The sequence below is a fragment of the Burkholderia mayonis genome (genome assembly GCF_001523745.2).
Lineage (GTDB): Bacteria > Pseudomonadota > Gammaproteobacteria > Burkholderiales > Burkholderiaceae > Burkholderia > Burkholderia mayonis.
This window is the reverse complement of the sequence record NZ_CP013387.1, coordinates 332,863-354,124: the sequence shown is the minus strand read 5'-3', so window position 1 is coordinate 354,124 and position 21,262 is coordinate 332,863. Positions and strand designations below refer to the sequence as shown.

The window sequence follows — 21,262 nt, the reverse complement described above, 5'->3', positions numbered from 1 at the left end:
GGGCGCGCACGCTGCTTCGCGAACGGCCATGCCGAGCCGCGCACCGACACCGAATCGAATGCCATGCTGATTGCCGATCGTCTTCACGTCGCACGCGCAGGCGGCGTCATCCTTCGCGACCTGTCGATCCGGATCGCGCCCGGCTGCGTCACCGCACTGCTCGGGCGCAACGGCGCTGGCAAGAGCACGCTGCTCAAGGTGCTCTCGGGCGACTTGCGGATCGGCGGCGCGGCGCGCGGCGCGACCGTCCGCGGCGACGTCACGCTGAACAGCGAGCCCGTCCACCGGATCGACGCACCGCGCCTCGCGCGGTTGCGCGCGGTGCTTCCTCAAGCGTCGCAGCCCGCATTTCCGTTCAGCGCGCTCGAAATCGTGCTGCTCGGCCGCTATCCGCACACGCGCCGCACCGGCGCGCTCGCGCTTGAAGACAGCGAAATCGCGTCGCAGGCGCTGGCGCTCGCGGGCGCGTCGACGCTCGGCGCGCGCGACGTCACGACACTGTCGGGCGGCGAGCTCGCACGCGTGCAGTTCGCGCGCGTGCTCGCGCAGCTCTGGCCATCCGGCGAATCGGCGAGCGCGCCCCGCTACCTGCTGCTCGACGAGCCGACCGCCGCGCTCGATCTCGCGCATCAGCATCAATTGCTCGACACGGTTCGACGCCTGTCGCGCGACTGGGGAATCGGCGTGCTGACGATCGTCCACGATCCGAATCTCGCCGCACGTCACGCGGATCGCATCGCGATGCTCGCGGACGGTGCGATCGTCGCCGACGGCACACCCGCCGACGTGCTGCGTCCGGACCTGATCGAACGCTGTCACGGATTTCGCGTGCGGCTCGTCGATGCGGGCGACGGCACGGCGCCCGTCATCGTGCCAGCATGAGCGGCCGCCGCGCATGCGGCGCCGGCGTCAGCCGGCGTCGGCCGTATGGAATGCCTTCAAGCGCCAGCCGCGCCGCACCGCAAGCATCCGGACCGCGAACCCTACGACCAGCGCGACGACGGTCGCGACGCCACCCGCCGCGCCGAGCGCTTTCAGCCCGACATACAGCGCGCCCGTCAGCAACGCGATGCTCGCGTACAGCTCCCTGCGCAGCACGAGCGGCATCTCATTGCAAAGCAGGTCGCGCAGCATCCCGCCGCAGACGCCGGTGATCGCGCCCGCGAGCACGATCACGGTCGGGCTATCGTTCACCGTCGCCGCGACGTCGCAGCCGATGATCGAGAACGCCGCGAGTCCGAGCGCGTCGACCGTCGTGAACAGCGACTTCAGCCGCGCGACGTGTGTCGCCGTCATCGACGCGAACGTCGCCGCGGCGAGCGTCAGCAGCAGGTATTCGGGGTGTGCGACCCAGGTCAGCGGATAGCGGCCGAGCAGCACGTCGCGCACGGTGCCGCCGCCCAGCGCGGTCACCGCGCCGACGAGCGCGAGGCCGAACCGGTCCATCCCGCGCTGCATGCCCATCAGCGCGCCCGACATCGCTTCCGCGACGATCGCGATCAAGTAGAGCGTATGCATGCGTGTCCTCGCTCAATCTTCCGTACGGAACAGTTCGAGCACGCGCGCGCGCTCGGCCGCGTCGACGGCGGGCGGCGCCGGCGCGCCCGCCGCCACGCCGGCCGGTGCGTCGCCGTCCGCCGACGCGCGTCGCGCCGCGTCGCATGCGAACGGGCTGCGCACGAACGGCGGCAGCGCCGGCGTGCACTTGCCGCCCGCGTATTCGGCGTAGACGTAATCGCCGTCGACGAGCGCGACGTCTGCGGGGGGCGTGCGCTCGATCGCCTGGCGGCCGTCGATCGCCCCCTTCATGTAGTCGACCCACACGGGTAGCGCAAGCGACGCGCCCGTCGCGCGCCCGAGGCTGCGCGGCGCATCGTAGCCCATCCAGACGACCGATACGACGCCCGACGAGTAGCCGCCGAACCAGACGTCCTTCGAGCCGTTCGACGTGCCGGTCTTGCCTGCGGCATCGGAACGATTCAGCGCGAGCGCGCGGCGCGCGGTGCCGTGGCGCACGACGTCGCGCAGCATGCTGTCCATCACGAACGCGTTGCGCTCGGACACGACGCGCACGCCCGCCGTCGGCTGCGCGTCGAACAGCACGCCGCCGTGCCGCTGTCGGACCGATTCGACGAGTCGCGGCTCCATCCGCACGCCCTGGTTCGCGAACACCGCATACGCGCTCGCGACCTGAAGCGGCGTCGCCGCGCCCGCGCCGAGCGCGAGCGGCAGCGACGCGGGATTGCGCTGCGGCTCGAAGCCGAAGCGAACCGCGTGCTGCTGGACGAAGTCCGGCTGCGCCGCCTGCATCAGGCTGACCGCGACGAGGTTTTTCGAGCGCATCAACCCGCGCCGCACCGGAATGAAGCCTTCGTAGTTGTTGCCGAAGTTGCGCGGCCGCCACGGATTCGCGCCGGTTTCGTCGCGCGACAGCGTGCGCTGCGTATCGTCGATGAGCACCCCGGGGAACATGCCCTTTTCCAGCGCGGCCGAATAGACGAACGGCTTGAAGCTCGAGCCGGGCTGCCGATATGCCTGCAGCGCATGGTCGAACGCATTGCGCGCGAAATCCGCGCCGCCCGCGAGCGCAAGGATGTCGCCCGTCGCCGCGTCGACCGACACGAGCGCGCCTTCGAGCGCGTCCTTCGCGTCACGCCGGCCGCCGCGTGTGAGGCCGCGCGCGAGCACTGCCTCGGCCGCGCGCTGATCGCGCATCGCGATCGTCGTCGTCACGTCGAGGCCGAGCGTGTAGGCGTCGTCGTGGAAACGCTCGACCATCATCCGGCGCGCGCGCTCGGCGACATACGGCGCGGCGACGATGCCGGGCGGCGGCGTGGTCGCGAGCGCGATCGGCGCGCCCGCGGCCTGCCGGTACGCGGCTTCATCGAGATAACCGAGCGCGCGCATGCGGCCGAGCACGTAATTGCGGCGCGTGGTCGCGCGCGCCGGATTGACGACCGGATTGAACGCCGACGGCGCCTTCGGCAAGCCGGCGAGCACCGCCACCTCGCCCGGCGTCAGCGCATCGAGCGGCTTGCCGAAGTAGACGGACGCGGCAGCCGCGAACCCATACGCGCGCTCGCCGAGATAGATCTCGTTTATGTACAGCTCGAGCAGCTTGTCCTTGCTGTATGCGCGTTCGAGCTTGTACGACATCAGGATCTCGGCGAGCTTGCGGCTCAGCACCTTGTCGCGCGTGAGGAAGAAGTTGCGTGCGACCTGCATCGTGATCGTGCTGCCGCCCTGCCCCGGCTGGCCGGTGACGACGTTCGCGAACGTCGCGCGCGCGAGACCGCCGACGTCGACCGCGCCATGCGTATAGAACTGCGCATCCTCGGCGGCGAGCAGCGCGTGCCGAACGAGCAGCGGCATGCGTTCGAGCGGCACGAACTCGCGGCGCTCGACGCCGTATTCGGCGAGCAGCTCGCCGTCGCGCGAGAAGATCCGCAGCGGCAGCGCCGGCCGATAGACGGCGAGCGGTTCGACGGACGGCAACTGCGTCCAGATGCGCTGCAGCGTCCACGTGCCGACCGCGCCGACCGCGATCGCCGCGCCGACCAGCAGGCCCGCCAGCGTGCGGAAATAGCGGCGGCGCCGCGTCGCGGGCCCTTGCGGTGGCGTCGGCGTGGTCTCCGGCGTCGAATTCGGCGTGTGATCGATCATTTCGAAATCCTTCCTTTACAGATGCGGCATGCGGGCATCGCGCGGATGTTGCAGTGCACGAAGCGCACGCGCGCATTGTCCGGGGAGGATCTCGATGTCGGTACAATATTTAGCCTAAGTTGATTACGCTAAATTTTATTCAGGAAGCCGCTTCTCCCGGCGGCACGACGCGAGCGACAGATGACGATCGATCCGAAACAAGCGGCGGCGCTGCTCGCCGTCGCCGATACCGGCAGCTTCGAGCAGGCGGCGTCGCGGCTGCACGTGACCGCTTCGGCCGTCACGCAGCGCGTTCGCGCGCTCGAGACGAGCCTCGGCGCGCCGCTCTTGCTGCGCACCCGGCCGTGCCGGCCGACCGCCGCCGGCCAGCGCGTGCTGCAGCACCTGCGCCGCATGGCGCTCCTGCAAGCGGATCTGCACGCCGATCTCGCCGACGAACGCGGCTCGGCGATCGCGGTCGCGATCGCGCTCAATTCGGACAGCCTGGGCTCGTGGTTCCTGCCAGCGCTGACGTCGGTGCTCGCGGGCGAGCGCATGCTGTTCGAGCTGCTCGTCGAGGATCAGGATCACACGTTCGCGCTGCTCGAAAACGGGATGGTGATCGGCTGCGTGACGACCGAGAGCAAGCCGATGCGCGGCTGCGTCGTGGCGCCGCTCGGCGCGATGCGCTATCGCCTGCTCGCGTCGAAGGAATTCGCCGCGCGCTGGTTTCCGCGCGGCCTCACGCGCACGAGCGCCCGGCAAGCGCCCGTCGTCGCGCACAGCCGGCGCGACGCGCTTCAGCTGTCGTTCCTGAAGGGCAAGCTCGGCCTGCCGGAAGGCGCGTTTCCGTGCCACTACGTGCCGGGCACGCATGCGCACTTCGCCGCCGTGCGGCACGGGCTCGGCTACGCGATGGTGCCCGAGCTGCTCGCAGGCAGCGGGCCGCTCGACCAGCAGGGCCTGGTCGACCTCGCACCGGCGCATCCGCAGGATGTCGCACTCTACTGGCATGCGTGGAAAGTGCAGTCGCCGAGCATGCAGTCGCTGTCGGCGCGCGTCGTCGACGCCGCGCGTGATCTGCTGCGATCCGCTTGAGCGTGCGCGCGCGGCGAACGTGACGGCGCGCGCGCCGTCGGCTTGACTGCGCGAACGTGCAGGAACGGGTTTCGGAAACCTCGCCAGGCCGATGTCGAGCGCTTGCAGGCGGGGCGACCGGCGGCGGCATCGCGACGAATGCGGGCGTGCGAGGGCGTCGCGGTGAACGCCGTGGCCGGCACGTGCGCGCCGGGTCCGGGCGTTGGCGTTGGCTTACCAACAAGCAGCGGGGCGCGACGCGCCATCGGCCACCCCTGTCGACAACGGACCGCCAGCCCACCCGAGCGCCCCGCTTCGCCGAGCGGCTCCAGCCCGCTATGCGAAGTACGCCTTCACCGCGTCGACGAACGTATCGATGTCGTCGCGCGACACGTCGCAGTGCGTGACAAAGCGCGTCGAATACAGCATCTGCGTGAGAATCCCGCGCGCCTCGAGCCACGCTTCGAGCGGCGCGCAATCGGCTTCGGGAATCTGCGCGAACACCATGTTCGTCGCCTGCGACAGCACCTTCACCGGCCCGATCTGCGCGAGCCCTCGGGCGAGGCGCTCGGCGTTCGCGTGATCGTCGGCCAGGCGCTCGACGTTGTGCTCGAGCGCGTACAGGCACGCCGCCGCGAGCACGCCCGCCTGCCGCATCCCGCCACCCAGCACCTTGCGCCAGCGGTGCGCGCGGTCGATCAGCGCGCGGCTGCCGACGAGCACCGAGCCGACCGGCGCGCCGAGTCCCTTCGAAAAACAGATCGAGATCGAATCGAACGGCGCGCACAGCTCGGCGATCGTGCGGCCCGACGCGACCGCCGCGTTGCACACGCGCGCGCCGTCGAGATGCGTCGCGAGCCCGCGGCCGCGCGCGAGGGCGACCGCTTCGTCGACGTAGCCTTCGGGCAGCACCTTGCCGCCGATCGTGTTCTCGAGCGCGAGGAGGCGCGAGCGCGCGAAGTGATCGTCGATCGGCTTGATCGCGGCCGCGATCTTGTCGAGCGGCAGCGTGCCGTCCGCGGCGTTCTCGATCGGCTGCGGCTGGATGCTGCCGAGCACCGCCGCGCCGCCGCCTTCGTACTTGTACGTGTGCGCGGCCTGGCCGACGATGTACTCGTCGCCGCGCTCGCAATGCGACATCAGCGCGGCGAGATTGCTCTGCGTTCCGCTCGGAAAGAACAGCGCCGCCTCCTTGCCCGCGCGCTCGGCGACGACGGCTTGCAGGCGCGCGACGGTCGGATCGTCGCCCCATACGTCGTCGCCCACTTCGGCGGCCGTCATTGCGGCCAGCATCGGCGCGCTCGGGCGCGTCACGGTATCGCTGCGTAAATCGATCATTCGAGGTTCCGTCCGAGTCGTCAGGTCGAAGAAACGCCGCCCCGACACGGGGCGGCGGAAACCCGAGTGTACGCAATCCGGCTCCCGGCCGCAGCGCGTGCCATGCGACGGAGCGCACGCCGATCCGGCGAATCGAGCGATCGCGGCTCGACGCGCCGCCTCGGGGCGCGCGCCGCGCACGCTCAATACGCGCCGGGCGGCGGAGGCGGCGGCGAACCGGGCGGCGGCGGCGGCGTGTTCGGCGCGTAGCCGCCGCCTTCGTAGCCGCCGTAACCGTCATAGCCGCGACTGACACGCCCCGGCACCGGCACGCGGTCGCCCGCTGCATACATGCACTGCAGGTACGCGTAGTCGTACCGGCGCTGCACGTCGTAGGCGGAACCCTGAGCCGCGCCCACGCCGAGCACGCTGCCCGCGAGCAGCCCCGCCCCTGCGCCGACCGCCGCGCCGCGGCCGCCGTCGAACGCCGCGCCCGCCGCCGCGCCGAGGGCGGTGCCGACGGCCGCACTACCGAGCGCGCTCGCCGTCGATGCCTGGTTCGCACTCACGCCGCCCACCTGCCCGAACGCGAACTGCCGGCAATTCGCGTCGTCGGCGCGGAACTGGTCGAATGTCTTGCCGGTGCCCGGCAGCGCCATCACGCTCGGCCCCGTCGGCACGACCGCGCACGCACTCAACAGGCTCGCCGATGCGACGAGCAGCGCCCGCCTCGCATAGTGATCGATCGGATTGGTCATCTTCGTCGCATCCTTTTATTGCGGCCGGGCCGGCACCTTGCGCCAGCCGGACGCGCACTGCTTCACGTTCGGGTAATAGGCGTTCGACGCGTCGCAGTAGTACCAGAAGCCGTCGCCGCGCCCAGGGGCGGCCGCGCCCGCCCGGCCTTCGCCCTGTCCTTGCTCGATATACTCCGGCGGCGGCGCGGGCTCGACCGGCACCACCACGACGGGCGGCGGATAGTAGTAGTACGGAACGGGCGCGTAGTAATACGGGTAACCGGGCCCGATGTAGACGCCGACCCGCGCCGCCTGCGCGGCGCCGCTCGCGCACGCGGCCGCCGCGACCGCGACGCCGAACACAATCTTCAATTTGCTCACATGTCTCTCCGCCACTTCGACGCAGGATCGTCCCGCGCCGGATTTCGACATGAGCAAGCTATGCCGAATGCGCGGCGATTTCAACGCACACGGCGGCGAGCGGTCTTGCCGTACGTTACATATGTGACGAAACGGGCCGCTCGAACCGTCTCGCGACACTGGCTTTCGTTACGCGGTAATGTCCGGCAACGAAGATGCACGCGATGCGCCCGCTGCCGTTCCGGACGCGGCGCGCTTGCGGCGCGGTGAATTGCCGCAGGCGCGTCAACCCGCCGCGCCGGGCGCTATCACACAAAAGCGCGCCAAACTTGATGCCAATCAACGATTTAGATCGACAAACCGCGCCCGTGCGCTGGACATCTGCGACGAGTTGGCACATTTCGCACCGCAACACGGCGGCCCATACTCCGATCCGACTCTTCAGCCGCAGCCTTGCACATGCGGCGCAGGGGCCGCCGGCAGCCCGCCGGCGGGTGTCGTCAGCTTCGGTCTACTCGCATGGAAACCGCTATTACGGCCCTCGATCTGGCCCGCGTGCAGTTCGCATTCACCGTCTCCTTCCATATCGTCTTTCCCGCGCTGAGCATCGGGCTCGCGAGCTTCATCGCCGTGCTCGAATATCGCTGGCTCAAGACCGGCAAGGCGTACTACAAGAATCTCTGTCTCTTCTGGTCGAAGATCTTCGCCGTCGCGTTCGGCATGGGCGTCGTGTCCGGCGTCGTGATGGCCTATCAGTTCGGCACGAACTGGTCTGGCTTCTCGAGCTTCGCCGGCTCCGTCACCGGCCCGCTGCTGATGTACGAAGTGATGACCGCGTTCTTCCTCGAAGCGGGCTTCCTCGGCATCATGCTGTTCGGCTGGAATCGCGTGAGCCCGCGTGCGCACTTCGGCGCGACGCTGATGGTCGCGGTCGGCACGCTGATCTCGACGTTCTGGATTCTCGCGTCGAACAGCTGGATGCAGACGCCGCAGGGCTTCGAGATCGTCGACGGCCAGGTCGTGCCGACTGACTGGTTCGCGATCATCTTCAATCCGTCGTTCCCGTACCGGCTCGCGCACATGGCGATCGCTGCGTTCATCGTCGCCGCGCTCGTCGTCGCCGCGACCGCCGCATGGCACCTGCTGAAGGGCCGCCGCGACAAGGCCGTGAAGAAGATGTTCTCGATGTCGCTGTGGCTCTTGCTCGCGCTCGCGCCGCTGCAGGCCGTGATCGGCGACCAGCACGGCCTCAACACGCTCGAGCATCAGCCCGCGAAGCTCGCCGCGATCGAAGGCTTGTGGGAAACCGAGCAAGGCGGCACCGCGCTCAACCTGTTCGGCATCCCCGACATGAAGGCGGAAACCACGCGCTACGCGGTGTCGATTCCGCATCTCGGCAGCCTGATCCTCACGCATAGCTGGGACGGCGAAATTCGCGGCCTGAAATCGTTCCCGCCGGAAGACCGTCCGAACTCGACCATCGTGTTCTGGAGCTTCCGCGTGATGGTCGGGCTCGGCTTCGCGATGATCGGCCTCGCCGCCATCGCATGGCTGCTGCGTCGGCGCGGGCGCCTCTATGAAGCGAAGTGGTTCCACAGGTTCGCGCTGGCGATGGGTCCGACAGGCTTCATCTCGCTGCTCACCGGCTGGGTGACGACCGAAGTGGGCCGCCAGCCGTGGGTCGTCTACGGCGTGATGCGCACGGCGCACGCGGCGTCGCCGCTGTCGATGCAGCAGGTCAGCGTATCGCTGATGACGTTCGTGGTCGTCTACTTCCTCGTGTTCGGCACGGGCGCCTATTACATGCTGAAGCTGATGAGGAAGGGCCCCGCGCTGCCGGGCGACACGCCCGACGATGCGCACGATGCGCGCCCCGACCGCACCGCCCGCCGGCCGCTGTCGGCCGCGAACCAGTTGATCGACGCCGCGTGAAGCCGGCGAGCCAAAGCAAGCGAGGTTAGCAAATGGATGTCACCGTAGTCTGGGCCGCGATCATCGCACTCGGCCTCTTCATGTACGTCGTGCTCGACGGCTTCGATCTGGGCATCGGCATCATGTTTCCGTTCTTCCCCGCCGAGCAGGAGCGGGATCTGATGATGAACACCGTCGCGCCCGTGTGGGACGGCAACGAGACGTGGCTCGTGCTCGGCGGCGCGGGACTCTTCGCAGTGTTCCCGATCGTCTATTCGACCGTGCTGTCGGCGCTCTACCTGCCGCTCGTCTTCATGCTCGTGTGCCTGATCTTCCGCGGCGTGTCATTCGAGATTCGCGCGAAATCCCGTCGCACGAAGCACCTGTGGGATCTCGCGTTCATCGGCGGCTCGACGGGCGCGACGTTTTTCCAGGGCGTTGCGCTCGGCGCGTTCCTGCAAGGCATCCCGGTCGACAACGGCCGCTTCGCCGGCGACGCGTTCGGCTGGCTCACGCCGTTCAGCCTGCTGACGGGCCTCGGCCTCGTCGCGACCTACGCGCTGCTCGGCTGCTGCTGGCTCGTCGCGAAGACGGAAGGCGATCTGCAGCGCCGCCTGCATCGCGTCGTGTGGCCGCTCACCGTCGTGCTGCTCGGCTTCATCGCGATCGTGAGCCTGTGGACGCCGCTGCAGGATCCGAACATCGCGCAGCGCTGGTTCGCGTCGGGACTCTTCTGGCGCCTGCTGCCGGTGCCGTTCCTCGTCGCCGCGTGCGCGGTGCTGATGCGCCGCGCAGTGCGCGACCGTCACGACACCGTGCCGTTCATGCTCGCGCTCGCACTCGTGTTCCTCGGCTACGTCGGGCTGCTCGTGAGCCTGTGGCCGTACGCGATTCCGCAAAGCGTGACGCTGTGGGAAGCCGCCGCGCCGCGTTCGAGCCAGACGTTCACGCTGATCGGCGCGGCCGTCATCCTCCCGATCATCCTCGCGTACACGACGCTGGGTTATTGGGTGTTCCGTGGAAAGGTGCGTCATGAAGACCAGCATTACTATCACCACTGAGCCGCGCGCCGCTGCGCGCGGCGTGCGGCTGCCGGGCTGGATCTGGTTCGGACTGCTGTGGATGGGCGGCGTCGCGGGAGCCGTGACGCTCGGCTACGCGTTCAAGCTGTTCATGTACGCGACGCTGTTCGCCGTGAAGTAAAGTCAATCGGGATGGGACGACGCCGCGCGATGCGGCGTCGTGCGGGAAGCGGCTCGCCCTTGAGCCACGACACGGCGCGGCGCGGCGACAGCCCCGCTTGTCGCAATGCGTTGCCGTAGTGCGACGACGCAGCGCCGAGCGGCATTGCAACGGCGTCGCCACGATGAAATCGCTTGGCGACGTTTCTTCGCCACGGCGATCTCACAGAGCCACATCGAAGCGCCGATGCGGACGGGACGACGCATCGGAAAGCCGCGCGGCGCATCCGCTTCGTGTGCCGCGCGCGCCGCGCGACGACGCGTGATTACGAACGCCGGCCGAGCGCCTCTTCGATCTTCCTGTCGGTGTTGTATTGGCTGAGCGCGTACACCGACCAGATCGCGGCGGGCAGCCAGCCGATCAGCGTGATTTGCAGGATCAGGCAGATGATGCCCGCGAACGGGCGGCCGATCGTGAAGAACTGCAGCCAGGGCAGCAGCAAGGCGAGCAGAAGACGCATCGTGATTTCCTCTTTGTCGGATTGCCGATGATCGTAGTCGATCGGCGCATGGATGGCGGCTCGGCGCCGAATTTCAAGCGGCGCGCGCGACGGTGCGTCGAATATTCCACCGTTCGCGCGCCGGCTGGCGCGCCGGCCGGCCACGCGATCGTTATAGCAGACCTGAAATTAAACGGTCCTTAAAAATGGGAAAGCGCGTTCCGGTTCCCCATTCCACCACGCGACGCGACGCGACGCGACGCGACGCGCGAGCAAACGAGCAAGCGGGCAAGCGCAGCGCATCAAGCCGCGAGCCGCGCTTCGACGTCCGCGATCAGGCGATCGAGCCATGCACGCAGCGCGCCGTTCGACATCGCGAGCGGCAACGAATACGCGATGATCCGATACACGTCGCCGCGCCGCACCTTCGACGCGCGTGCCGGGTCGAGCCATGCGTCATTCGATACGAGCAGCGCGAGCGTCTTCAGGCCGATCACGATCGGCCACAGGCACGCGAGCCGCAAGCGCGGCGCGCGGCGCGGAATCGCGAACGTGTAGTCGATGCCCGCGCGGAAATGTTCGAGCGTCTTGCGCACGAGCGCATGCAGCAGCGGCCGCGCGCGCCGCGACGCGTCCGGCCGCAGCAGATCGTCGGCGCGCAGGCCGTACCCGCCGAGCATCGCCTGCGGCAGATAGCAGCGGCCGATCCGCAGATCCTTCCCGCAATCGCGCAGCACGTTGGTCATTTGCAGCGCCTTGCCGAAACGAATCCCGCGCTCGGCCATCGTGTCCGGATGCTCGGTCAGCAGGCCGGGCAGATGCGCACACGTCATCTTCGTCCAGAACTCGCCGACGCAGCCGGCGACGAGATACGTGTAGCGATCGAGCTCCGGCCATTCGCGCAGCGCGGCGATCCGGCCCGACGATTCGTCGGGGAACGTGAGCAGATCGAATTCCATCCCTTCGGTGAGCGTCGTCACGACGTCGCGCACGGCGTCGCGATCGGACGCGCTTAGTTGCGACAGCACCGCGAGCGCGGGGCCGAGCGATTCGAGCAGCGTCTTCTCATCCGAGAGCATTTGCTGCCCCGCGACTTCGCCCGCGATCCGCGCGAGCGCGTCGGGTTCGGGCGTGCCGTTGACCTGCGCGCGCAACGACAGCAGCAGTTCGAGCCGCTGCGCGGGCGGGATCAGCGGCGTGTCCGCGATCGTGTCGGCCGCGCGCGCGAGCAGATACGCGAGGCCGATCGGGTCGCGCATCCCTTCGGGAAGCACGCGCAGCGTCAGATAGAAGGAGCGAGAAACGCCCTTCAGCAGAGGGCCTAGCAGAAAGGCCCGGGAGGGATTGCCCATGGATCGGATCAGGTCGGTCATACGATTTGCTGCCGCATTGTATCGGCAAACGCGCGCGGGCCGCCGAGCGATTGTGGGCGGCGCACGCCACCGGCAAGCGCCGTCGAGCCGCGCGCGGCGTCCGGCAATGCCGCGATCGATATCCGCGCCGCGCCGCAATGCGTACAATCGCATCCTTTCCCGCATGAGGTGAACGCGATGGCCATGAAGAAAACCGATCTCGAGAAGAACAAGGCGTTGAAGCTGACGCAAGCGATGAAGCACACGACGTCCGCCCGCTTCGGCAAGGGCGCCGAAGACACGGCGCCCGATCGTCGCGAGCGGCGCAAGCTCGAACAGGCGCAAGGTCTCGTGCCGTTCGCGTGCAAGCTCAACATCGAGCTCGTCGCGCGCCTGAACGAACGGGCGGCGTCGCGCCCCGACGGGATGACCGGATTGTTGACCGAACTGTTGCAGCGCGGCCTCGACGAAACCACCGAGTAAATACTGCAAGCGCCGCACGGCGCGCCGGGTGAGGTCATGCAGGGTCCATGCCGCATTTTCGGCCTATGCTGAAAAACGGAGCTCCGCATAACCCCTCTCATCGACTCTTCGAGAACAGGAGTGACCTGATGAATCCACCCGTCCTGCGTGTCGCCCGCCCGACCAACGACATCGATGCGCTCATCCGCTTCTACACGGAGGCGCTGGGCTTCGACATCGTCGCGCGCTTCGAGAATCACGAAGGTTTCGACGGCGCGATCGTCGGCCATGCCGGCTATCCGTGGCAAATCGAGTTCACGCGCCAGCACGGCGTGACGGTCGCGCGCGCGCCGACCGCCGAGCATCTGCTCGTGTTCTATCTGCCGGACCGCGGCGCGTGGACCGAGGCCGTCGAGCGCATGCGCGCATACGGTGCGGTGCCGCACCGTTCGGAGAATCCGTACTGGGATCGCCAAGGCGTGACTTTCGAAGACCCGGACGGCTATCGGATCGTCCTGCAGAACTCGCAGCCGAGCTGAGCGTCCGCGCGCGCTTGCGCTCGCGAGTGGCGAAAGCGCCGCGCGACATGTGATGCGTCGGTCGCCGTTCCGCACAGCGCGGCAGCCCGCTCGTCGCGCAAATTGAGCGGCCCGTCGTTCCGCCTTGCTGCGCGCATCGGCGCACCGCGCTCGCGCGCGCCATGACGAACACACTACGACCGATCCCGCCCCCCCTCGCATCCACCGCCCTTCCGCCGACCCGCCGCGATACAAATTCTCACAACTTCGCCGCACCGCCCGCCGCGCTTGCACCGCGCACCGCCCCGCGTATCGACAGACAAACGAAAGCGGCACGTCACGACACGTTCGCAATCCGCGTGCAGATTGCAGCCCCGGGTGTGGGTGGTATGACTGTTCAACTGACGAGGTCAACGATGAAACGCAACAGCAAACAGTTCGAAATCAGCGCATGGCTCGGCGCCGGCGCGCTCGCATTCGCGAGCGTGGCGTCGGCCGCCACCGCGCAGGATCGGGATCACGATCACCGTCCCGTCGACGCGAAGCACGTGCTCCTGATCAGCGTCGACGGACTGCACGAGCAGGACGTCGCGCGCTGCGTCGGCGCGAACACGTGTCCGAACCTCGCGCTGCTCGCGAAATCGGGCGTCACGTACACGAACGCGCACACGCCGGGCCTGTCGGACTCGTTCCCGGGTCTCGCCGCGCTCGTGACGGGCGGCTCGCCGAAGAGCGCAGGTCTCTTCTACGACGTGTCGTACGACCGCACGCTGTATGCACCGTCGGATACGACGTGCTCGGGCAAGCAAGGCTGGAACGTCGTGTTCGACGAAACGACCGGCATCGACGCGCAGAACGGCGGCGCGCTCACGCATCTCGACGGCGGCGGCGCGTTCAACCCGCAGGCGATCCCGCACGCGCGCGTGAACGGTCAGTGCGTGAGCGTCTATCCGCACGACTACGTGAAGACGAACACGCTGTTCGAAGTCGTCAAGGAACACATCCGCGGCTCGCACACCGCGTGGGCGGACAAGCACGCGTGGGGCTACGACTGGGTGAACGGCCCGTCGGGCAAGGGCGTCGACGACCTCGCACGCACCGAGATCAACTCGATCGATCCGGCGACGAACACCAACTACACCGACCTCTACACGCACACCGAGAAGTTCGACAACTATCACGTGCAGGCGATCGTCAATCAGATCGACGGCAAGAACTCGACGGGCGCCGCGGCCGCGCCCGTGCCGACCATGTTCGGCACGAACTTCCAGACGCTTTCCGTCGCGCAGAAGGCGACCGTCGCATCGGGCGGCGGCTATCTCGACGCGAGCTTCACGCCGGGGCCGGAAGTCACGAACGCGATCGCGTACGTCGACGGCGCGCTCGGCCGCATCGTCGCCGAGCTCAAGCAGCGCGGCCTGTACGACTCGACCGTCGTGATCGTGACCGCGAAACACGGCCAGTCGCCGACCGATCACACGAAGCTCGTAAAGAACGGCGACACGCTGACGGCGCTCCTCGAAGCGAACAACTTCCTCGATCCGAACGGCAATTTCGGCCAGAACAACACGGCGTCGGGCAACCTGAACGACGGCACGGGCCTCGTCGGCACGGGCTTCGTGCAGACCGACGACGTCGGCCTCGTCTGGCTGCGCGACCAGAGTCAGTTGAACGCGGTCGTGGCGAAACTGAAGGCGAACCTCGGCTGCAACGCGCCCGGCATCTGCGCGGACGGCCCGCAAGCCTACATCCTGTCCGGCCCGAGCGTCGCCGAGCGCTTCGGCAGTCCCGCACTCGGCCGCACGCCGGACATCGTCGTGCAGCCGAATCCGGGCGTGATCTACACGTCGAGCAAGAAGAAGGACGAAGAGCACGGCGGCAACGCGCCGGACGACAACCACCTCGGCCTCGTCGTGTCGTACGCGGGCTTCCATCAAGGCCGCACGATCGACGCGCCGGTCGTGACGACGCAAGTCGCGCCGACGATCCTGCGCTCGCTCGGCCTCGAGCCGCGCCTGCTGCACGCCGTCGCGCTCGAAGGCACGCGCGTGCTGCCGGGCCTTGGTCTCGACCGCTGAAGACGCAAGGGAAGCGCCGGCCGCCCCTGCATATCGGCGGCGGCCGGCGCTTCCAGCCGGTCCGGACATCCGAACCATCCGGTTCGTCTAAACAAGATCGCGCGCCGCGCACATCGGCGCGTTCGCCGCCCGCCCACTGCGGCGACTTGCCGCCCGGCGCATGCCGCGACGCCCGCACGTCCGGCCCGCCGGGCGTTTTTTTCAGGGTTGGCGAAGGACTATTGTCATGCGATAAGGAAATCGTCCTTATCCGGAGCATCACGATGGCCACGCTGGAAGCCTTCCGATGCGTGCTCGACGACGCGCGCACGCCCGAGATCATCCGTCATCACATCATCGATTCGCTGCAATACGCGCTGCGCAATTACGGTCAGGTGTTCACCGCGAAGGAAGTCGAATGGCTGGCCGCGTGGGACGATCCGCGCATTCCGCTCGCCGCGCGCAAGGAGCTCGAGAAGCGCGCCCCGGCCGTCGCGGCGCGCTGACGCGGCGCGCCGCCTCTGCCGCGCACGAGGGCCGCGCGCGGGCACGGGAACAAAAAAAGCGGCGCGGACCGAGCCGCGCCGCCTTCGTCGAGCCGACGTCATGCGACGTCCCCCGGCGTCACTTCAGACCGAAGTCGACGCGCGTCGTCGCCCCCTTGTCCTCGATGCCCTTCGCATCGAGCTTCGGCGCGACAATGAACATCCGGCTCGGATCGACCTTGCCCTCCAGATACTGGCGGACCGCTTGCGCGCGGCTCTGTGCGAGTGCGCGCAGGCTCGAATCATCGACGGGCGCATGATCGGCGAGCGCCTGCTTCATGTCGTCGTCGGGCAGCGTCTTCGTCAAGCCGATCACGTTGCGCGGCTTCTTGAAGTCGGCGGCCTTGTACGCCTTCGTCAGATACTTCGTGTACTCGGCGGGATCGACCTTTACCGTCATCGGATCGACACTCTCGCCCTGGCCGACCACGTCCTTCAGCTTCTGCTGCCGGACGAGCCGGTCGACGTACGCGTCGCGCAGGCCCGGCAGGTCCTTGACCGGATCGACGCGGCCGATCAGGTCGAGGCGGATCGCCGGCTTCTCCGCGAGCATCTTCGAGATCGTGTCGAGCTTCTTGTCCGACGCGTCGGACAGCTTCGCGAGGCCCGGCTCGAACTCGACGTAGCCGAGCTCCTCGCCGTCGCCGCCGAACGCGTGCGCGAGCAGCGTGAACGGCGACGTGACCGCCTTCGCGATCAGGTTCAGCACCGCGCGCCAGATCAGGCCGCCGACGCTGAACTCCGGATTCGACAATGATCCGGACACCGGAAGATTCACGTCGATCTCGCCGCGCGAGTTCTTCAGCAGCGCGATCGCGAGCCGCACCGGCAGCTTCGTCGCGGTGTCGTTCTCGACGTGGTCGCCGAACGTCAACTGATCGATGAAGATGTGGTTGTTCGCGCTCAGTTGATCGTTGTCGAGCTTGTAGTGCAGATCGACGTTCAGCTTGCCCTTCGTGATCGGATAGCCCGCGTACTTCGCCGAATACGGCGTCAGGTTCGTCAGCTCGATGTCGTGCGCGGTCGCGGTCAAGTCGAGCGCCGGCTTCTCGATCAGCGGGTTCACCGTCCCCTTGATCGTGATCGGGCCGTTCGCCGCGAGCTTCGCGCCGACGTCGACGGGCGCGGGCGTCGTCGAGTCGGTGCCGAACGCGCCGACCGTACCGTTGATCGCGACGAGGTTCGCCGTGTAGTTCGGCTTGATGAAGTTGTCGGTGTACGTGACGCGGCCGCTTTGCAGCAGCAGTTGGCCGAAATGCAGCCGCACCGGGTGCTGAGGCGGCGCGGCCGCGCGCACGACGGCGGCGCCGGATGCGGCCGACGTGGATGCGGCCGACGTGGATACGGCCGACGCCGACGCGCTCTCAGCCGACGCCGCGGCCGCCGACGCGAGCACCGGCGCCGACGCCGGCGCCGCGACCGACGCCGCGGCGGCCGCCCTCGCTTGCGACGCCGCCTGCGGCGTCAGCGGCACCGGCTCCTTGCCGCTCGCATCGCGCGTCAACGACTGCGCGGGACCGCTTTCCTTCGCGACGACCTCGCGCAAGTTCAGCCGCCCTTGTGCGTCGAGCAGCACGCGGCCGTAGAAATTCGAAAACGTCACGCGCGACGCGTCGACATCGGTGCCGCGCACGTTGTCGTAATTCGCCTTCAGGTTCGTGAGCGCGAGCGAGCGCCAGCCGGCGAACGGATCGGACGTCGCCTTGTCGAGCATCCGCACGTCGACGAGCGCCGCGTCGCCGCGATACGACGCCTTCATCGACTGCTTCGCCTGCTCGACATTCAGGTCGCCCTTCGCGTTCAGCAGCGCGCTCGCAACCGTCGCGTTCAGCATGCTGCCGAAGTAAGGCTCGAACGCAGCCGCGTCGAGCCGGTTGCCGTTCAGCTTCAGGCCGACCTTGAGCGGCGTCGCCGTGACGTTGCCCGACACGTTGAGCGAGCCCTTGCGGTTCAGCGTCGTCGTCAGCTTGACAGGCAGCGGCTTCGACAGGTCTTCGCTGATCTGCTTGACGTTCAGTTGCAGCGGCGAGAACGCGAGCTTCACCGGCAGCGGCGTCGAGCGGTCGGTGAAGTTCGCCTTCGCGTCCTTCACGTTCAGTTCGTCGATCTTGTAGCGCCACGCGGGTGCGGCGGCGCGCGAGGGCGCCGCTTCGTGCGCGCCGGCGAGGGACGCGAGATCGATCCTGCCGTTCTGCAAACGCGCGACGTCGAGCGCGAGGCCCGTCGCATCGATGCTCGCGATCTCGGCGGTGCGCGCGGCCAAGTCGATCTTCGTCACCTTCACGCGCGCGTCGGGCAGCGCGACCGCCGGCGTTTTCGCGTTCGGCAGCGCGATCTTCAGCGACTTCAGGCCGAGCTCGCTGTCGCTCACCTGCGCGTCGAGCGGCGTCTTCGACCAGTCCGCCTTCGCGTTGACCGACGTGCTGAGCGCGCCGTCGAGCACCCGCGCGGACGTCGCGCCGGAGAGATACGGCTGCACGACGGGCAGCGCGAGCGCGTCGACGACGAGCTTCGTGTCCGCCTGCCGCGCCGCGAGGTTGAACGCGCCTTCGGCCTTCAGCGAGCCGCCGCTCGCGACGTCGGTCGCGAGCGTATAGCGCGCGGGCGTCTTGCCCGTCAGCGTGAAATCGGCGAGCGTCGTCGCGACGTGCTTGAGCGAGATCGCTGCGGGCGTCGCGAGCGACGCATCGTTCATGTCGAGCGTGCCGTCGTTGATCGAGAAACGCTTGATCGTCAGGTCGAGCGGCTGGGTCTTCTCTTTCTCGGCGGTCGCGGCTGCGCTGGACGCGGCCGCAGCCGGCGCGCCGCTGGCCGGCGGCGATTCGACCGCTCCGGACGCGGACGCTGCCGCGACGGCCGGGTCGCCCGAAGCAGCAGCGGATTTGGCCAGCGCCGGCGTCGAAGCGGCGGTCTTTGCCGCAGCCGGCGCCCTCTCCGCCCCGCCCGCCAGCTTCATGACGTTCAGCACGCCTGCCTTGTCGCGCGCGAGCGACACGACCGGCTGATCGATCCGGATGTCGTCGAAATGCAGCACGTTGCGCAGCGGCTCGATCTGCGCGGCCGCGACGTGCACCGCGTGCGCGGCGAAGAGCGGCTCGTTCGCCGGGCCCGTCACCTGCGCGTCGTTCAGATCGACGGCGCCCGACACGCGCAGGGCGGGCGTATCGCCCGACATCGCGAAATTCAAGTTGAGATCGCTCGACAGCTTGCCCGAGCGCACGTCGATGGGCAGCTTCGTCGGCGCGTAGGACAGAAGACGCGGCACGTCGAGACCGTCGAACTTCAGGTTGATCGACGATTCGCGCGACTGCGCGAACGGCTTCGTCTTGCCGTCGATCGCGATTCCGCTGCCGTCGAGGCGCGCGCGCAGCTTCGGCGTGACGAAGATGTCGGTCTTCGACGGCAGCGTCGCGATGAACGGAATGCCGACCGACCATTGGTCGACGACGTGCTTCGTGTTCAGCAGCTGGTCGTCGAACTCGATGCGGCCGTCGTTGACCTGGATGTTCGATACCGAGAAGCGCGCCGGCTTCGTCGAAGGCTGCGGCGACGGCTTGGAGAATTTGTCGACCAGGTCGGTGAAGTTGAAGCGCTGCGCGTCGTAGCGGACGATGCGGAAGCGCGGCTGATCGAGTCGCACTTCGTCTACGATCGGCGCGAAACGCGCGAGCGACGTCCACGACGCGCGCACGACGAGCTTGCCGATGTCGACGAAATCGCCCTGACCGCCGCGCTCGCCGACGTGCACGCCGTCGGCCTCGAGCCGCAGCGTGTAAGGATTGAATGCGATCCGCGAGATCGTCGCGGGACGGTCGAGCTGCTGGCTCAGTTGCTGCTCGGCGATGTGTCGGATCAGCGGCGGCGCCGCGAAAAAGCCGAGCAGTCCGAACACCGCGAGGAAGATCGCGACGCCGATGCCAGTGCGCTTCGCGCGGCGCGACCGGGCGGCGACGCCAAGCTTTTGCAAGGTCGATTGGATGGTTTCTTTATTGAATGCCATTACTGAATCGCCGTCGGAACGGCAGCGAGTAAATCGGGACGGGAAGGTCCGGCTTTCGCCAGTATAGGCGCTGCGCCTTTCGTGACGCAGCGAGGATGCGGGCGTCGGCGCGCGCCGCACCCGGCCTTATGACCGGGTGGCGCGCGCGAACGTTCACTTGCGGATGACGGCGGGAGGCTGCCAGGTGCCGTCGGCGGCTTGCCGCTTCGGCGCATAGAGCCGCAGTGCGAGCGCGAAGTCGGCGCGCGGCGCGGGCAGCCAGTTCGACGCGTAGCCCTTGCCGGGCGGCGTTGCGGACACGACGATCTCAAGCGAGCCGTCGCGGTTGCGGTGCAGCCGGTCGCGCTCGCCGATCGAGCGGCGCGCACGGCCCAGGTCGGGCAGCGCGCCGTCCGGCGTGTACGGCGCGAGCGACCAGAACGCCCGCGCGGGCGGCAGCGCGTTCGGCGCGAAGCGGATCACGTAGCGGTACGCGCCGTTCAGCGGCCGGCCCGCGCTGTCGGTCTTGACGACGGCGACGGTTTCGTCGTCGCGCGTCGCCGCGCCGAATTGCGTCGACGCCGCGTACGCGCGCAACGCGTAATCCTGGCCGTAACTGCCTGCGCTGTCGCCGAGCCAGCTCCAGCCGTTCGCGGTCAGCACGTTCGGCGGCAGCGCGGCGAGCCGCTCGCGCGCCTCGGCCGCGCCGTTCTCGGCGCCGATCAGCTTGTCGCCCTTCCATTGCACCGGCGCGCCCGCGGTCACGCCGATGTCGGCGAGGATCTCCTGCGCGTGCGCGTCGGCGGCGGGCGGCGGATTGTCCTGCAACGCGCGCGCGACGCGCGAGAAGAATCCGGGCGGGTCGAGCGCCGCGACCTGCGCGACGGGCGCGGCGGCCTCCGACGCCGGATCGGCGGGCGTCACGCCCGCGTGCACCGCGCGCGACACGCCGCGCGCGTCGCCCGTGTAGACGGACAGCGGCACGACGCGAATCGCGCGCTGCAGCTTCTTCGCGGCGGTGAGGTCGCGCCCGCCGCTCGTCTGGATCCGCACGTCGAGCCACACGTTGCGCGCGGGCACGTCGACGCGCGCGACGCCTTCGGGCAACCGGCCTTCCCAGCCGGCGCCGACGAACGCGACCCCGCGCGCCCGGCTCAGGCCCGAGCGCGGATTCGCGGACGGGCCGGTCGACCACAGCACGTTGGTCCACATGTCGAGCGCGCGGGCATCGAGGTAGCGGCCGCGCGCATCGGGCAGCACGACGACGACCGGCTCGTCGGCGACGTCGAGCCAGCCGGTCGAATCGAGCATGTCGACGCTCGCGAGCGGCGGATTCGCCGTGCCCGGCGCGGGCAGCGCCTGCGCGTGGCGCAGCGTGTTGACGGGCGCGCCGTCGGCCGCCGCGGCCTCCTTCGCGGCGTCCATCAGCACGAGCGGATAAGCGTAGATGTAGGAATCTGCGACCTCGCTGCGCATCCAGCCCGTCTTGCGCTGGATCGCCTCGGGCGTCGACGTGCAGGCCGCAAGCAGCGCCAGCGCGACAAGCGACGCGCCAGCGCGCCGCAGAGAAACAGTGGATTCTCGTCGGTTTTTTATCATTCGGTGGCACGGCGAACGCGCGGCA

Annotated in this window: 19 protein-coding genes and 2 pseudogenes; 10 read left to right on the top strand and 11 right to left on the bottom strand. The window is 68.6% G+C overall.

All coding sequences use genetic code 11. The features are described 5' to 3' along the window. The first annotated feature begins 63 nt into the window (after positions 1 to 63). Positions 64 to 882, top strand: coding sequence for a heme ABC transporter ATP-binding protein (locus tag WS70_RS20185; protein WP_059598610.1), 819 nt, complete (start codon positions 64 to 66; stop codon positions 880 to 882). 27 nt (positions 883 to 909) lie between these two features. On the opposite strand, the gene WS70_RS20180 is transcribed toward WS70_RS20185, so the two are convergent. Both WS70_RS20180 and WS70_RS20175 read right to left on the bottom strand, forming a co-directional pair. Continuing rightward, positions 910 to 1,518, bottom strand: coding sequence for a trimeric intracellular cation channel family protein (locus WS70_RS20180; RefSeq protein ID WP_059469867.1), 609 nt, complete (start codon positions 1,516 to 1,518; stop codon positions 910 to 912). Positions 1,519 to 1,530: 12 nt separating this feature from the next. Next, on the bottom strand, positions 1,531 to 3,663 hold the full coding sequence (locus WS70_RS20175) for a penicillin-binding protein 1A (RefSeq protein WP_059598609.1): 2,133 nt from the start codon (positions 3,661 to 3,663) through the stop codon (positions 1,531 to 1,533). On the opposite strand from WS70_RS20175, the pseudogene WS70_RS33875 reads away from it, so the two are divergent. Further along, a pseudogene (locus tag WS70_RS33875) lies at positions 3,652 to 3,847 on the top strand (hypothetical protein). The gene WS70_RS20175 and the pseudogene WS70_RS33875 sit on opposite strands and share 12 nt — an antisense overlap. Continuing rightward, positions 3,844 to 4,740 (top strand): HTH-type transcriptional regulator ArgP, encoded by an 897-nt coding sequence (locus tag WS70_RS20165; RefSeq protein WP_059598608.1) that lies wholly within the window; start codon positions 3,844 to 3,846, stop codon positions 4,738 to 4,740. Before WS70_RS33875 ends, WS70_RS20165 begins: the two are co-directional and overlap by 4 nt. Positions 4,741 to 5,055: 315 nt before the next feature. On the opposite strand, the gene ltaE is transcribed toward WS70_RS20165, so the two are convergent. The 3 genes from ltaE to WS70_RS20150 form a co-directional block, all read right to left on the bottom strand. Further along, a complete protein-coding gene (ltaE, locus tag WS70_RS20160; RefSeq protein ID WP_059469864.1) occupies positions 5,056 to 6,057 on the bottom strand; it encodes a low-specificity L-threonine aldolase in 1,002 nt (333 codons plus the stop codon). A 182-nt stretch (positions 6,058 to 6,239) separates the two neighbouring features. Further along, the gene (locus WS70_RS20155; protein WP_059469863.1) at positions 6,240 to 6,794 is read right to left on the bottom strand and encodes a glycine zipper family protein; all 555 of its coding nucleotides are present in this window, start codon (positions 6,792 to 6,794) and stop codon (positions 6,240 to 6,242) included. Positions 6,795 to 6,809: 15 nt separating this feature from the next. Continuing rightward, on the bottom strand, positions 6,810 to 7,154 hold the full coding sequence (locus WS70_RS20150; protein ID WP_059469913.1) for a hypothetical protein: 345 nt from the start codon (positions 7,152 to 7,154) through the stop codon (positions 6,810 to 6,812). Between the two features lie 498 nt (positions 7,155 to 7,652). Between WS70_RS20150 and WS70_RS20145 the strand changes: the two genes are divergently transcribed. From WS70_RS20145 to WS70_RS32475, 3 genes are read left to right on the top strand one after another with little or no spacing between them, the layout of a single operon-like run. Then, positions 7,653 to 9,065: a cytochrome ubiquinol oxidase subunit I gene (locus WS70_RS20145; RefSeq protein WP_059598607.1), complete on the top strand. Its 1,413-nt coding sequence runs from the start codon at positions 7,653 to 7,655 to the stop codon at positions 9,063 to 9,065. A gap of 32 nt (positions 9,066 to 9,097) precedes the next feature. After that, the gene (gene cydB / locus WS70_RS20140; RefSeq protein WP_059469861.1) at positions 9,098 to 10,105 is read left to right on the top strand and encodes a cytochrome d ubiquinol oxidase subunit II; all 1,008 of its coding nucleotides are present in this window, start codon (positions 9,098 to 9,100) and stop codon (positions 10,103 to 10,105) included. Then, positions 10,077 to 10,247, top strand: coding sequence for a hypothetical protein (locus WS70_RS32475; protein ID WP_197419212.1), 171 nt, complete (start codon positions 10,077 to 10,079; stop codon positions 10,245 to 10,247). Before cydB ends, WS70_RS32475 begins: the two co-directional genes overlap by 29 nt. A gap of 304 nt (positions 10,248 to 10,551) precedes the next feature. Here the strand turns inward: WS70_RS32475 and WS70_RS20130 are convergent, their stop codons facing one another. The 3 genes from WS70_RS20130 to WS70_RS32180 form a co-directional block, all read right to left on the bottom strand. Next, a complete protein-coding gene (locus tag WS70_RS20130; protein WP_059469912.1) occupies positions 10,552 to 10,746 on the bottom strand; it encodes a YqaE/Pmp3 family membrane protein in 195 nt (64 codons plus the stop codon). Between the two features lie 281 nt (positions 10,747 to 11,027). Then, positions 11,028 to 12,077 (bottom strand): phytoene/squalene synthase family protein, encoded by a 1,050-nt coding sequence (locus WS70_RS20125; RefSeq protein ID WP_059598606.1) that lies wholly within the window; start codon positions 12,075 to 12,077, stop codon positions 11,028 to 11,030. Positions 12,078 to 12,094: 17 nt separating this feature from the next. Continuing rightward, a complete protein-coding gene (locus tag WS70_RS32180; RefSeq protein ID WP_059598605.1) occupies positions 12,095 to 12,283 on the bottom strand; it encodes a hypothetical protein in 189 nt (62 codons plus the stop codon). Here WS70_RS32180 and WS70_RS20115 point away from each other — a divergent pair. The 4 genes from WS70_RS20115 to WS70_RS20100 all read left to right on the top strand — a co-directional run bounded on the left by WS70_RS20115 (position 12,267) and on the right by WS70_RS20100 (position 15,620). Next, positions 12,267 to 12,560, top strand: coding sequence for a hypothetical protein (locus tag WS70_RS20115; RefSeq protein ID WP_197419211.1), 294 nt, complete (start codon positions 12,267 to 12,269; stop codon positions 12,558 to 12,560). The genes WS70_RS32180 and WS70_RS20115 overlap by 17 nt on opposite strands. A 128-nt stretch (positions 12,561 to 12,688) precedes the next feature. Then, complete coding sequence (locus WS70_RS20110; protein ID WP_059469858.1) at positions 12,689 to 13,078, top strand: VOC family protein; 390 nt, start codon at positions 12,689 to 12,691, stop codon at positions 13,076 to 13,078. A 395-nt stretch (positions 13,079 to 13,473) separates the two neighbouring features. Continuing rightward, on the top strand, positions 13,474 to 15,135 hold the full coding sequence (locus tag WS70_RS20105) for an alkaline phosphatase family protein (protein ID WP_059598604.1): 1,662 nt from the start codon (positions 13,474 to 13,476) through the stop codon (positions 15,133 to 15,135). Between the two features lie 263 nt (positions 15,136 to 15,398). Further along, complete coding sequence (locus WS70_RS20100; protein ID WP_059469856.1) at positions 15,399 to 15,620, top strand: hypothetical protein; 222 nt, start codon at positions 15,399 to 15,401, stop codon at positions 15,618 to 15,620. Positions 15,621 to 15,738: 118 nt separating this feature from the next. On the opposite strand, the gene WS70_RS20095 is transcribed toward WS70_RS20100, so the two are convergent. From WS70_RS20095 to WS70_RS20085, 3 genes and pseudogenes are all read right to left on the bottom strand, one after another. Then, positions 15,739 to 19,659, bottom strand: coding sequence for a DUF748 domain-containing protein (locus tag WS70_RS20095; RefSeq protein WP_059598603.1), 3,921 nt, complete (start codon positions 19,657 to 19,659; stop codon positions 15,739 to 15,741). Continuing rightward, positions 19,659 to 19,816, bottom strand: a pseudogene (locus WS70_RS33045) (transcriptional regulator). Before WS70_RS33045 ends, WS70_RS20095 begins: the two are co-directional and overlap by 1 nt. Further along, positions 19,813 to 21,237 (bottom strand): DUF1254 domain-containing protein, encoded by a 1,425-nt coding sequence (locus WS70_RS20085; protein ID WP_059598602.1) that lies wholly within the window; start codon positions 21,235 to 21,237, stop codon positions 19,813 to 19,815. The pseudogene WS70_RS33045 and the gene WS70_RS20085 overlap by 4 nt, the downstream one beginning before the upstream one ends. Between the last annotated feature and the right edge of the window lie 25 nt (positions 21,238 to 21,262).